Source organism: Streptosporangium sp. NPDC006013 (assembly GCF_040614275.1).
Taxonomy (GTDB): Bacteria; Actinomycetota; Actinomycetes; order Streptosporangiales; family Streptosporangiaceae; genus Streptosporangium.
The window spans coordinates 1-13,143 of sequence record NZ_JBEXUE010000284.1 but is presented as its reverse complement, the minus strand read 5'-3'; the positions used below and the strand labels follow the sequence as shown (position 1 = coordinate 13,143).

The following is a 13,143-nucleotide window of genomic DNA, read 5'->3' as shown; positions in this document are numbered from 1 at the left end:
ACCGATGACCGCCGTGCCGACCCAGCGCTGCAGCGACTCTCGCAGCATCAGCGCCCGGCGGCACCACCCGTTCGTGGGGCTCAGGTGAAGCGGCGGCCCTCGTCACGCCGGTAGGCCCACACGGCCAGGGCTCCGGCCACCAGGGTCCAGAGGCCGAACATGACCACCGACAGCGTCTCGGGGGTGCCGTGGCCGAGCGCGGCCCAGACCAGCTGGACCGCGCCCCGGCTGGGCAGGAAGGGCGCGACCAGCTCGATGAACGCCGGCGCGTCCAGCGGATTCATGAACAGTCCTCCACCCACCGCCATCGGGAACAGCGTCAGCTGCACCACCGCCATCGCGGCCTTGGCGGGCAGCGCGTAGCCGATGAACAGGCCCAGGAGCTGGAACGGGACCGAGGCGACCACTAGGGCGCCAAGGCCGAGCAGCAGCCGCGCCGGGGTCACGACGGCCTCGGTGAGCAGCGCGGCCACCAGCAGCACCGGCACGATCCCGATCGTCGTCATGGCCAGCGCGTTGAGGATCCGGGCACCGAACCTCGGCCAGGGGCCCGCGGGAAGGGTACGGGTGTAGGGGTCCCAGGGCTGGGCGCGGTCCTCGGCGATGCCCAGACCGTGGGTGAACAAGGCACTGGACATCACCGCGAAGACCAGCATCGACGCGGTGGCCAACGTGGCCCCGACGGGATGGTCCCCGGCGAACGGCACCACGAAGAAGAGCATCGAGGCGGCGGGGAAGAAGCCGTTCCCGATCACTGCGATCGGTACCCGGACGGTCTCCATGAGCTGGTACCGGGCATGGGTGAGAAGAAGCGACATGGGTGATCCTCCCGAGAAGACTGGATGAGTCGTGTCGCCTCCCGCTGAGGCGCCGGACGGGAATCCGTGAGCTCCGGAGGCGAGGGTTCAGGCGGCCCGGGACTGGCGGGCGGTGATGGTGAGGAACGCCTCCTCCAGAGAGGTGGCTTGGATCTCCAGATCGGAGAAGGGGATCTCGGCCCGGACCAGGGCGCGGACCAGGGCGTCCGCGTCGGTGGTGAGCAGGTGGGTCCGGGTGCCCTCCCGTTCCGTCCGCAGGATGCCGGGCAGCCCGGCCAGGTCGCCGGCGGTCAGGGTGACGCGGCGGACGCCGGCGATGCCCCGTACCTCCGCCGTGGTTCCGTCGGTGAGCACACGGCCCTGCCCGATGACCACGACCCGCTCGGCCAGCGCCTCGATCTCCTCCAGGTAGTGGCTGGTCAGAACGACGGTGCCACCGCCGGCGTGGAAGTGTCTGATGCCGTCCCACAGCGCCCGGCGGGCCTCGACGTCCAGTCCGGTGGTCGGCTCGTCCAGGAAGACCATCCGGGGCTCTCCGACGAACGCCAGCGCCACCGCGAGCCGCCGCTTCTGCCCGCCCGACAGCCCGCCGACCTGGCGGCGCTCCAGCCCGGTCAGGGCGAACCGCTCCAGTAGTGCCCCCCGGTCGACACTGCGCGGGTAGTGGGCGGCGACGAAGTCCACCACCTCGCCGACCCGCAGGGCCGCCGGCAGTCCGGTCTCCTGCGGGGTGACGCCGATGCCGAGCCGCCGCGCGGGGTCGGTGGGGGAGCCGCCCAGCAGCTCGACCCGGCCTGAGCTGGGCCTGCGCAGCCCCACGAAGAGGTTGATCAGGGTGGACTTGCCCGCGCCGTTGGGGCCGAGCAGGCCGACCAGTTCGCCGGCGTGGATGTCGAGGGAGAGGTCGTCGAGCGCGAGCACGTCCCCGTAGCGTCGGGTGACCCCGAGGGCACGCGCCACGATCTCCGCTGCCGGTCTCATCGGCTGGTCTGGCATGGGGGCCTTCTTTCTCGGCTGGTGGGGTCAGCGGTCGTCGGTGGGTGGTGTCGTGGCCGGGTTCAGTAACCGGTGGATCGTCGCCGTGTAGTCCTCGAAGGCGAGGCGCCCGCGGCGGGTGAGTGCGACGTAGGTGACCGGGGTGCGGCCCCGGTGGGTCTTGACGATCTCCACGTAGCCGGCCTCCTCCAGCTTGCTGAGGTGTGCCGACAGGTTCCCCGCCGTCATCCCGAGGAGGTCCCTCAGTCCAGGAAAGGTGATCCGGTCCCCATCACCCAGGGTGTTGAGCGTGACGACCACCCGCAGCCGGGCCTGCGCGTGGATCACCGGGTCGAGTTCGGGGGTCACCGTCCGGCGCTCCGGCGGAGCAGCAGTCCGGCGGCGATGGATCCGCCTCCCGCGCCCAGCGACATCAGCAGGGCGTGCCAGCCAGGCCCGGCCACCGTGCCGATCGCGTTGAGCACGGCCAGCCCCGCGCCGAAGACGAACATCGAGCGGAGGAGCCAGATGGCTCCGCCCGCCATGTAGAGGACGGCGACCACCGTCATCGACAGGCTCGCCCACAGCAGGCTGCCTTCCGCGGAGGGAAGCTGCGGGGCGAACCGTATCCCGGCCACCCAGACGGCGAGGGTGCCAAAAAACCAGGCGAGGCCGTACATCGTGCCGCGCTGCTGGGACGCGCCCCGCACCGGGCTGCCCAGCTGCCAGATGGTCAGCGCGCTGACCAGCGTCGCCGCCAGCATCGACCCGAACAGCAGCGCCAGCACCAGGGGGAAGGGGATCGGCGCGTACGGCGTGCCGGACAGGCCGTGGTGGAGGAACAACGCGCTATATCCCACCAGCCAGGCGACTCCCCATGCCAGGTAGTGCGGCACCGGGTCGGGGGTGAGCCGGTTGGCCGCCGCCGAGCCCTGCTGCTCGATCAGCCGGAGGGTCTCCTGCGGGCTCAGTTTCCGTTCGGCGTCGTCCACGGCAATCCTCTTCAAGATTCAAACTGGTTTGCATCGCAAACTCTCTGGTTTGCACTGTAAACCACATTGCCGTGTCAACTCAACCGGAAAGTGCTCATCGGCATCGTGACGGCTCGCCGGCAGGGGCGGTCGGTATGGTCAAACGGTCCGTTTCACGATGCCGGTGAACCCGGGCACGTCTCGGACCGCACAGCGCCGTCCGGCCGTGCCGAGGGCGGTGCGGGGTGGTCGCCCGAAGGTCGCGTCCACCCCGATGGGTGTCACCGGGCGGCGGTCAGTGCCTCGGAGTGCCACAGGTCGCGGTAGTAGCCGGGGGAGGAGACCAGCTCCTGGTGGCTGCCCCGCTGCGTCACCGAGCCGTTCTCCAGCACGACGATCTCGTCCACCCGCTCCAGCCCGCGCAGGCGGTGGGTGACGAGCAGCGTCGTGTGGCCGCGGGTGGCATCCAGCAGGTCGGCCATGAGCGCATCCGCCGTCGTCTCGTCCAGTGCTTCGGCGGGCTCGTCCAGCAGCAGCACCGGAGGGTCGTTCAGCAGCGCCCGGGCCAGTGCCAGCCGCTGCAGCTGCCCACCGGACACCGTCCGCCCGTCCTCCCCGAGGACGGCGTCCCAGCCGGTCCGCTCCACCCAGCGTTCCAGGCGCGCCCGCCGCAGGGCCTCGGTGAGCTCCTCGTCCGAGGCCTCGGGGCCCGCCAGCCGCAGGTTGTCCCGTACCGTGGCCTGGAACACGTACGGGTCCTGCGTCAGCCCGGTCATCACCCGCCGGACGTCGTCGGACGCCAGTTCCCGGACGTCCACCCCGCTGACCCTGATCGTCCCCGACTCGGGCTCGACCAGGCGCATCAGGGCGGACAGCAGGGTGCTCTTGCCGGCACCGCTGGGGCCGACCAGGGCGACCCGCCTGCCGGGAGTGAGGGTGAGGCTGACCCCGTCCAGCGCGGGGGCACGGCCGGCGCCGTGCCGGACCACCAGGTCCTTGATCTCAATGGTCGGCGCCCCGGCGGGCACCTCGACCGCGGTGGCCGGCTCCGCCACCGCCGGAGCGGTCGCGCCGACCTCCCGCAGGCGGCGCAGGGCGGCGAGCACCCCGGTCAGCCGCTCGGCGGCCGAGGCCATCGGCAGCACCGGCTCGAAGGAGACCAGCGAGGTCAGCGCGAGCACCGCGGTGGCCACGGAGCCCGCCCCGGAGTTCTGCGCCACCAGGACGATCGCCGCCACGGTCAGGCCCTGGGTGAGCACGCCCAGGGCGGAGGCCACCGCGTTCGCCCGTGCCTGCCGGCGCTCCAGCGCCGCCAGCCGGGTGTCGGCCTCGGCGGCGGCGGCCAGAGCCCGCTCGTTCGCCCCGTAGGCGGCCAGGTCGGCCGCGCCGTGCACCAGGTCGGCGACCCGGGCCGCCAGGTCGGCCCGTGCGGGGGCGATCCGCGCCGACCAGCGCCGTGCGGCGGTGGCCGTGCCCGCGGGGATCAGTACCCCGGCCACCAGCAGCCCGGCCAGCAGCACCAGCGCCGCGGCCGGGAGCAGGAACAGCCCGATCACCATCGCGGCCACACCGGTGATCAGCGCCGCGGCGGCGGGAAGCAGGCACCGTACGAGCAGGTCCTGCACCGCGTCGGTGTCGTCGACCATGCGGCTGAGCAGGTCGGCCCCCCGCTGGTTCAGCGGTCGTGCGGGGATGAGCGCCTGGTAGAGCCGCTCCCTGGTCGTCGCCTGGGCTCGCAGCGCCACGTCGTGTCCGGCCAGCCGCTCCCCGTACCGGAAGACCCCCTTGGTCGTCGCGAACGCCCTGACCCCGACGATCGCCACGCTCAGTGCCGCCAGCGGCGGCTGTTCGGCGGCCCTGGTGATGAGCCACCCGGCGGACCCGATCAGCCCGAGCCCGGCCAGCTCGGCCGCCGCCCCCGCCGCCACGGCAAGGGTCATCCGCCCGCGCGTCCTGCCTGCCGGGACCTCGTTGACATCGGTCATGGGGAGGCGATCTCCTCTCGCGTCCCGGCCACCACGCGGCCGTCGGCGATCCGGATCACCCGGTCGGCCAGCTCGATCATCGCGGGCCGGTGGGCGACGATCACGGCGGTGCGGCCCTCGGCGAGGTCGCGGGTCGCGCTGACGACAGCGCTCTCGCTGCGGCCGTCGAGCCGTGCGGTCGGCTCGTCCAGCAGGAGTAGTCCGGCTCCCGGGCGGCAGAACGCGCGGGCGAGCGCGACCCGCTGCCGCTGCCCGGCAGACAGGTTCGTCCCGCGCTCGCCGAGCACCGTGTCGTAGCCCTCGGGCAGCGCCAGGATGAACTCCTCCGCCTGCGCGGCCCGTGCCGCGGCCCTGACCTCGTCGATCGTCGCGCCGGGGGCGCCGAGCCTGATGTTGTCGGCCACCGAGGTGGCGAAGAGGTGCGGGCGCTGGGGTACGAACGCCAGGCGCGCCCGCCAGGGGTCGTGGTCGCCGATCTCGGCGCCGTCGACGAGCACCCGGCCCTCGGCAGGGGTGACGAAGCCGAGCAGCAGGTGGAGCAGGGTGCTCTTGCCCGCGCCGCTCTCGCCGACCAGGGCCACTCGCTCGCCGGGGGCGATCACCAGTGACACGTCCTCCAGTGCGGCCTCCGCACGGCCCGGGTAGCGCACCGTGACATGCTCCAGCCGGATCTCCGGCGCCGTCGTCGCTCCGGGGCCCGGGTGCCCGGTGGCGGGCGCGCCACGCGGAGCCTCCGCGTGGCCGTCGAGCACGGCGAACGCCTCGTCGGCGGCGGCGACGCCCTCCATCGCCGCGTGGAACCTGCTGCCCATGTTGCGCAGCGGCAGGTACGCCTCGGGCGCCAGGAGCAGGACCAGCAGCGCGGTCGACAGGTCAAGGGAGCCCGACAGCAGCCGCAGGCCCACCGGCACGGCGACCAGGGCCAGCGAGAGCGACGCGGCCAGCTCCAGCACCAGCGAGGACAGGAAGGCCACCCGCAGCGTGCGCATCGTCGCGACCCGGTGGGCGTCGGCCACCCGCTGGATCACCTCGGCCTGGTAGCGGGCCCGGCCGAAGGCACGCAGCGTGGGAAGGCCCCGGACCACGTCCAGGAAGTGCCCGCCGAGGCGGGACAGGGCCCTCCACTGGCGTTCGGTGACGGCCTTGGTGTGCATGCCGACCAGCGCCCCGAAGATCGGGATGAGCGGCAGAGTGAACAGCACGATCACCGCGCTGGCCAGGTCGGCGGTGAAAAGCCGGACGAGCACCGCGATCGGCACGACGCCCGCGACAGCCACCGCGGGCAGGTAGCCCGACAGATAGGGGTCGAGGGCGTCCAGACCGCGGCCGGTCAGTGTCACCAGCTCTCCCGAACGCACCGAGGCCGGCCTGGCGGGGCCGGCTTCCTGCAGCCGCGCCAGCAGGCGGTGGCGCAGGGTGGACTTCACCCCGCCGCTCATCCGCCCGGCGGCCGTTCCCTGCACCAGGGTGAGCAGCCCCCGGGCGCCGACGACCAGGGCCAGCAGGATCAGGGCCGGGGCCGCGAACCGCCCGGACAGCACCCCGGCGAGCAGCTCAGCCTGGAGGAGGATGAGCAACCCGGCCAGGACGGCGGCGGCCAGGCACACGGCCAGATGACGGCGGACGGCCCGCTCACCCAACGCCAGCCGTACCAGATCCTTGTGCATGCCAACCCTAGAGACCTCAGAAGAACGACGGAACCCGGCCGGCGGCACGCCCGGGGCCGAACGCCCGCCACACCCATACTTGCGCACCCACCATGATCGGTGCGAACGGCAGAATCATGACACTCAGCACACTTAACGTACCGGCGGGTGCCATATGGTCCAGAAGCCAGGGGGCGAGCACGGCGAGCAGCGCCGCGACGGGCGCGGCCGCGGCGCACGCCGAGCCCAGGAGCGCCCACCCGGTGCGGCGCGCCCCGGTCATCCGCTCGGGCAGCCGCCAGGAGAGGAACGTCCAGCCGTGCAGGGCGAACAGCGCGGCCATCACCAGGGCACCCGCCAGCCCGAGCAGGCTGATCGTCGGCCCCGACAGGCCGCCGGCCAGCGCGACCAGTGCCATGCCCCAGCTCAGTGCCAGGCCGCAGGAGCCGGCACAGATCGCCCAGTCCCAGGTCGTACGCCATGCGCTCCCGTCGGCACGGCGGCGGAACCAGAGCCCGGCGTCGCGCAGGATCCACGACACCAGCAGCAGCACCACCAGCGGGTAGAGGCCGAACAGCACCTCTCCCTCGATCGCGGGGAAGGCGCCGAACAGCACGCCCGCCACGGCCACCAGCCACACCTCGCCCGCCAGGACGAACGGCGCCATGGCGGTGACGATCTCGTCCCTGTCCCGTTGCGTCCTGCCGAGCACGGGCAGCAGCATGCCCACCCCGATGTCGAAGCCCTCCAGGGCGAAGTAGCCGATCAGCAGGAGGGCGAACACGCCCAGCCAGAGGATGTCCACGATCGGCTCCCTAGTAGCTGAGCGCGTGCGCGCGCTCGTTGGGGTCGGCGGGGGCGCTCGCGCCGAGGGTGGCGGCGGCGGGCCCGCGTCGTACGGTACGGGCGATCAGCAGGTAGTCGACGAGCGCGAGCAGGCCGAGCACGCCGCCGAAGGCGATGAGCGAGACGGTGACCATCCCCGAGGTCAGCCCGGGGGACATGGCGTCGGCGACGGTGAGCCTGCCATTGATCATCCAGGGCTGCCGCCCCGACTCCCTGGTCAGCCAGCCGAGGATCGCCGCCAGGAAGGGCAGCGGGGTCATCGCCATCAGCAGGGGGTGCGCCCAGCGCCAGCGCGGCAGCCAGTACACGGTCGGCGCCAGCACGAACATGATGAGGGCCTGGAACAGCTGACCAATCATGATCATGAAGCCGAGTCCGGTGCCGGCCAGGGCGCCGTCGAACTTGTCCGGCTGGAACTGGGAGATCGGGCCGAACTGCGCGTAGCCGAAACCGACCGTGATCAGTGAGCCGACCAGCGAGACGATCACTCCGGTACGGAGCGAGCTCGTGAAGAACTCCCGCTCGGCGGTGCGCCTGAACAGCTGGTACGCGCTGGCCCCCAGCATCACGAAACCACCGGTCCACAGGCCCGCGCCGAGCACATGCGGCAGCGCCATGGTCAGCATCGGGTTGGTGAGCAGCGCGCCGAAGTCGGTCAGCACCAGGTGGCCGTCCCGTTCCACGGCCCCGGCGGGGTTCTGCAGGAACGAGTTGGCCACCATGATCCAGAGAGCGGAGACATAGGCGGTCAGCGTCACCACCCAGATGCACGCCAGATGGAGCCATTTGGGCAGCCGGTGCCAGCCGAAGATCCACAGACCCAGGAAGGTGGACTCCAGGAAGAACGCGCCGAGCGTCTCGATCGCGAGCGGTGCCCCGAAGACATCGCCGGCGTAGTGCGAGAGACCACTCCAGTTCATGCCGAACTGGAACTCCATCACCAGCCCGGTGAGGATGCCGAGCGCGTAGTTGATCACATAGATCTGGCCCCAGAAGCGGGTCGCCCGCTCGTGGACCGGTCTGCCGGTGATGGCGTAGCGGGTGTGCATGATCGCGATCAGGGGGGCCAGGCCCAGGGTCAGCACGACGAACAGGAAGTGAAGACTTCCCGTCACGGCGAACTGCGTCCGGGCCAGGTCGAGCACGTCCACACTCTCACCTCCGTTGTTATGCCTGTCTACCTGTAGGCACTCTACATGTAGGACGCCTACATGTAGAGTGCCTATGCGAAAGGTAGGCTGACGACGTGAGTGAGCGAAGCGAACGGGCCGCCGGGTGCGGCGACGAGGGATCCGCCCGGCCCGCGGAGGCGATCGCGTGAACACCGACGCGCTCCGCGGCCACATGGACGCCCTGCTGCTCTCCGTGCTGGAGCACGAACCGCTGCACGGCTACGCGATCATCGAGGCGCTCCAGGCGCGCAGCGGCGGCGCGCTGAACGTGCCGACGGGCACGGTCTACCCGGCGCTGCGCCGGCTGGAGCAGGCGGGATATCTGGCCAGCGAGTGGGCCACGGTGGGCGGGCGCAAGCGGCGCACCTACCGGCTGACCTCCTCAGGGCGCACGGCCCTCGCCGGCGAGCGCTCCGCCTGGCAGCGGTTCGCCGGAGCCATCGGCAGCGTCCTGGAGCCGCGGACCACCCGCTGACCCCCGGCGGGGGCGGGGACTACGCGCAGGCGGGGACGGGGCCGCGGCGGGTGAGGCTCAGGCATTTGAAGGCGCCGTAGAGCTGCAGGCCCCAGAACAGGAGGCTCACCAGCGCCGCACCGACTCCCGGTAGGTAGTCGCCGAAGTCGGCCGGCCCGTTGGAGCCGAACATCAGTGCCCCGGTCAGCGCGAGCATGACCGGCAGCATCGCCCAGACGAGCAGGCCGAGGAAGCGGGTGACGAGCCGGGGCCGTCTGATTCTGCGCAGCCCCCGGCCCAGCGCGAACAGCGCGACCCCGCCGAGCACGCCGATCAGCATCTGGAGGATGTCCAGGCCCCGGGCGACCGGGACGAACCAGTCGGGGCTGCTCTCGTAGGCCGTCGGGGCGGCAGGAAAGATCTTCCAGATCACGCTCCACATGACCGTGGTGAGCGGCACGGTGAGGAACAGCACGGCGGCCAGCCTGCGGCCCGCCGCGATGAACAGCTCCTCCTGGTAGCCCGGCGCGATCTCACCGATCGTCCCGAACTCCTCGACCGCGGTCCGTTCGGCCTCCTCGCGCCCCAGGCCGTCGCCCTCCAGCGCCTCGGCGGTGTCGAGCAGGCTGTCGCGGGCCTCGGTGATCATGTCAAGCCTGGGGCCCCTGGGACCTCGGAGAGCGCGGCTGAGCCCGGTCACGTAGTCGTCGATGACCCCGCTGCCTGCCATGGTGCTCTCCAGATGCTCTTCAGCGGCCCGATCCCCGTTCAGGGTACGGGTCTCCCATCCTGGTCGCCCGTCCGGGACTCCGCATCGGGGACCACCCTGAGAAGACCCGGAGCCGGCACACGTTCGGATCCCGTGGGGGCGTACGGTCCTCCCGCGGGCGGATCTCAGCCGTGGTCCGGGGCGCGCCGCAGGGGCCACCAGCGCAGCCGGGGCCATGGTCTGCGCGGGACGACGGCGAGCGCGCAGCCGCTCAGCCGGAGACCCTCGGGGTGGCGCATTCCGGTGAAGAGGCAGGTGCTGAGGTCCAGGTCGGAGAGTTCCAGCTGCTCGGCGTCCACCTCGTGCAGCGAGGTCACCCGGGCGCCGTCCCGGCCCCGCACCGTGGCCGGGCCGCGCAGGGTCGCTCCCTCCAGGTCGGCCCGCGCGTTGTCGAGCCGGACGGTCAGCCGCCCGCCCACCTCCAGCCGCCGCAGGTCCACCGAGCATCCGCCGGTGGTCACGTCAAGACCCTTGCCCGCCCAGGCCCCGGCGAGGGTCAGGTGGCGGCCGACCGAGATCGGGGCCAGGTAGCCGCCCGCCGAGAAGCGTGCCCCGTCGAACCCGGCCAGCCCACCGAAGCTCGTCTTGCGAAACGACACGGTACGGCGGAACCTGCAGCCCCTCAGGGTCGCGTCGCCGGTGAATCCGGTGCCGTCGAAGGTGACAAAACCATGGAAGTCGGCCTGCTCGAAGGACGCGGTCCGGTCGAAAAGCGCTCCTCCGAACAGCGCGTCGCCGTCGATGGACACCCGGTCGAAGGCCGCGTGCCCGGTGATGGCGACACCGTGCAGGGAGAGTTCCCGATCGAACCTGACCTCCCTGAAGGAGACGTTGCGGGCGAACCTGGCGTTGAAGAACGAGGCGAGGCGCTGGAAACGCGCGTGGTCGAAGGAGACGTCCCCGCCGAACACGATGTCGCAGAACCGCACGCTCTCGGGAAAGGTCGCCCAGTCGAACCGAGCCCGGCCCAGGCGCCCGCGGGTCGCGGAGAGGATCCGCTCCAGCAGGTCCTGGCCGACGACGGTGGCCCGCAGGTCGATCGCGGAACCGGGGGAGAGGCCGCGGACGACCTCGTCGAGTTCGGTGGCGTCCAGATGGGCCAGGCAGCGCCCGTAGGGCTGCCGCGCGGATCCGGCGCACTCCAGGGAGGCGGCGCAGGTGTCCCAACCCATGTCCAGAGTTCTCATAACCGCAGTGATACCCGCAGGCGCCGAGGCAAGCGACTTCTAGGTCAAGGAAAGCCATATCTGACCGGGCTGGATAGACATGAAGTGTCAAGATTCTTGAATTCGCCTTATATCCACTTATGGGTTGATGTCCTGGAATCCATCCAGCTCTACGCTCCCGGTCATGCGTGCTTTATCCCGGGCGTTCGCCGCCCTCGTGACCGTCGGCCTCGCCGCCACCGGCGTCGCGACCCTCACCTCATCCCCGGCCCTGGCGGAGCCGGGCACCGTCGTCATCAGCCAGGTCTACGGTGGTGGCGGTAGTGCCGGCGCGCCACTCACCAACGACTATGTCGAGCTGTTCAACCGCAGCGCCGCACCCGTGGTACTGGACGGCTGGTCCGTCCAGTACGCCAGCGCCACCGGCACCGGAAACTTCGCCGCCAACCCGGTCGTCCCCCTGGTGGGTACGCTCGCGCCAGGTCAGTACCATCTCCTCCAACTGGCCGGCGGTGCCAACGGTTCACCGCTGCCAGCCCCGGACGGCACCGGGACGATCAACCTGAGCGGCTCCGCGGGCAAGGTGGCCCTTGTCCGCTCGGCCCAGGGCCTGGCGTGCAACGGCGGCTCGGTCCTGTGCGCCCCGGAGCAGACGGCGCTGATCGCCGACCTGATCGGCTATGGCACCGCCAACTACTTCGAGGGCACCGCGGCCCCCGGGCTCTCGGTCACCACGGCGGGGCTGCGCAAGGACCACGGCTGCGCCGACACCGACGACAACGGTGCCGACGTGGAGGCCGCGGCCCCCGCGCCGCGCAACCGGGCCACCGACGCCGCGCCGTGCGGCGACGTCGAGCCCACGCCCACGCCGACCCCGACCCCCACCCCGACCGTGGAACCCACGCCGACCCCCACCCCGACGGGGGAGCCGTGTGAGATCCCGGTCACCCACCAGATCGCCCAGGTGCAGGGCAGCGGTGACGTCAGCCCGCTGGCCGGCCAGGTCGTCCGCGTCGAGGGCATCGTGACCGCCGACTTCCAGGAGACGAGCCAGCTCAGCGGGTTCTTCTTCCAGGACCCGACCCCGGACGCCGACCCGGCCACCTCCGAGGGCCTGTTCGCCTTCGCCCGCAGCTCCTTCAAGGACGTCAAGGTCGGCGACCGGGTCCTGGTCACCGGCAGGGTCGTGGAGTTCAACGGCTGGACCGAGCTGTCACCGGTCACCGCGGTGGACGTCTGCGGCACGGGCACCATCGCGCCCGCCAAGCAGAGCCTGCCCCGCGCCGAGGGCACGACCTTCGAGTCCGTCGAGAACATGCTCGTCACCTTCCCCGAGCCGCTCACCCTCAGTGACCACTACAACCTGGGCCGGTACGGTGAGATCACCGTCTCCTCCGAGGGACGCATCTTCCAGCCGACCGACCGGCCGGGTGTGACCACGGCCAAGAACGCGCGGCGTAGCCTGCTGGTGGACGACGCCTCCACGGTGGAGAACCCGCCGACGATCCCCTATGTCGACCGGCGCCTCCGCCTGGGGGACACCGCCTTCGGCGTCACCGGCGTCATGGGGTACGGCTTCGGCAAGTACCGGCTCCAGCCGACCAAGCCGCTCAACTTCCTGCCGCTCAACCCGCGCCTGCCCGCCCCGTTCCCGGTCATCGGCAACGTCAAGGTGGCCAGCTTCAACGCACTCAACTGGTTCACCACTCTCCGCTCGCGCGGCGCGAGCAGTCCCGAGGAGCAGCAGCGCCAGCTCACCAAGCTGGTCGCCGCGCTCAAGGGGGTCAACGCCGACGTCGTCGGCCTCATGGAGATCCAGAACAACGGCCAGACCGCGATTCAGGCCCTGGTCGACGCGCTCAACGCCGAGGTCGGCGCGGGTACCTACGCGGCGCTCAGCCACCCCTACCCGGGCACCGACGTGATCCAGGTGGCGATGATCTACAAGCCGGCCAGGATCCAGCTGGTGGGCGCGGCGCAGTCCTCCACCGACCCGGTCTTCCGGCGGCCCCCGCTGATCCAGACCTTCCGCCGGGTCCAGGGCGGTAAGTCCTTCACCGTGCTGGTCAACCACTACAAGTCCAAGGGCTGCGACGAGGAGGCCGTGGGCCCCGACGCCGACCAGGGCGACGGGCAGAGCTGCTACAACGGCGAGCGCGTACGCCAGGCACAGGCCACGCTGGGTCTGATCAAGGACCTGAAGCTGACCAACCCGATGGTGCTCGGCGACCTCAACGCCTACGGCGAGGAGGACCCGATGGACGTCCTGGAGGCCGGTGGCCTCAGCAGCACGACCAAGAGGTTCGTCCCCGAGCCGCTGCGCTACAGCTACCTGTACGAG

At 71.5% G+C, this 13,143-nt stretch carries 12 protein-coding genes; 2 read left to right on the top strand and 10 right to left on the bottom strand.

The window, feature by feature from the left end; genetic code table 11:
• Window positions 1-80: 80 nt before the first annotated feature.
• The 8 genes from ABZ260_RS33140 to ABZ260_RS33105 form a co-directional block, all read right to left on the bottom strand.
• Window positions 81-818: an ABC transporter permease gene (locus ABZ260_RS33140; protein WP_355625634.1), complete on the bottom strand. Its 738-nt coding sequence runs from the start codon at window positions 816-818 to the stop codon at window positions 81-83.
• Between the two features lie 87 nt (window positions 819-905).
• Window positions 906-1,814, bottom strand: coding sequence for an ABC transporter ATP-binding protein (locus ABZ260_RS33135; RefSeq protein ID WP_355625632.1), 909 nt, complete (start codon window positions 1,812-1,814; stop codon window positions 906-908).
• A gap of 27 nt (window positions 1,815-1,841) precedes the next feature.
• Complete coding sequence (locus ABZ260_RS33130; protein WP_355625630.1) at window positions 1,842-2,162, bottom strand: transcriptional regulator; 321 nt, start codon at window positions 2,160-2,162, stop codon at window positions 1,842-1,844.
• Complete coding sequence (locus ABZ260_RS33125; protein WP_355625628.1) at window positions 2,159-2,785, bottom strand: hypothetical protein; 627 nt, start codon at window positions 2,783-2,785, stop codon at window positions 2,159-2,161. The genes ABZ260_RS33130 and ABZ260_RS33125 overlap by 4 nt, the downstream gene beginning before the upstream one ends.
• A gap of 260 nt (window positions 2,786-3,045) precedes the next feature.
• On the bottom strand, window positions 3,046-4,749 hold the full coding sequence (gene cydC / locus ABZ260_RS33120) for a thiol reductant ABC exporter subunit CydC (RefSeq protein ID WP_355625626.1): 1,704 nt from the start codon (window positions 4,747-4,749) through the stop codon (window positions 3,046-3,048).
• On the bottom strand, window positions 4,746-6,416 hold the full coding sequence (cydD, locus tag ABZ260_RS33115) for a thiol reductant ABC exporter subunit CydD (protein ID WP_355625624.1): 1,671 nt from the start codon (window positions 6,414-6,416) through the stop codon (window positions 4,746-4,748). The genes cydC and cydD overlap by 4 nt, the downstream gene beginning before the upstream one ends.
• A gap of 16 nt (window positions 6,417-6,432) precedes the next feature.
• Window positions 6,433-7,200, bottom strand: a complete 768-nt coding sequence (locus ABZ260_RS33110; RefSeq protein ID WP_355567960.1) for a cytochrome d ubiquinol oxidase subunit II — start codon at window positions 7,198-7,200, stop codon at window positions 6,433-6,435.
• 10 nt (window positions 7,201-7,210) lie between these two features.
• Window positions 7,211-8,392, bottom strand: coding sequence for a cytochrome ubiquinol oxidase subunit I (locus ABZ260_RS33105; RefSeq protein WP_355625622.1), 1,182 nt, complete (start codon window positions 8,390-8,392; stop codon window positions 7,211-7,213).
• 166 nt (window positions 8,393-8,558) lie between these two features.
• On the opposite strand from ABZ260_RS33105, the gene ABZ260_RS33100 reads away from it, so the two are divergent.
• Window positions 8,559-8,888 carry a helix-turn-helix transcriptional regulator gene (locus ABZ260_RS33100; protein WP_343966032.1) on the top strand — a complete coding sequence of 110 codons (330 nt, stop codon included), beginning with the start codon at window positions 8,559-8,561 and terminating at the stop codon, window positions 8,886-8,888.
• 19 nt (window positions 8,889-8,907) lie between these two features.
• Here the strand turns inward: ABZ260_RS33100 and ABZ260_RS33095 are convergent, their stop codons facing one another.
• The gene (locus tag ABZ260_RS33095) at window positions 8,908-9,597 is read right to left on the bottom strand and encodes a permease prefix domain 1-containing protein (protein WP_355625620.1); all 690 of its coding nucleotides are present in this window, start codon (window positions 9,595-9,597) and stop codon (window positions 8,908-8,910) included.
• Between the two features lie 164 nt (window positions 9,598-9,761).
• Complete coding sequence (locus tag ABZ260_RS33090) at window positions 9,762-10,823, bottom strand: pentapeptide repeat-containing protein (RefSeq protein ID WP_355625618.1); 1,062 nt, start codon at window positions 10,821-10,823, stop codon at window positions 9,762-9,764.
• 163 nt (window positions 10,824-10,986) lie between these two features.
• On the opposite strand from ABZ260_RS33090, the gene ABZ260_RS33085 reads away from it, so the two are divergent.
• Window positions 10,987-13,143: ExeM/NucH family extracellular endonuclease (locus ABZ260_RS33085; protein ID WP_355625616.1), on the top strand; the 2,157-nt coding region annotated here is incomplete at its 3' end.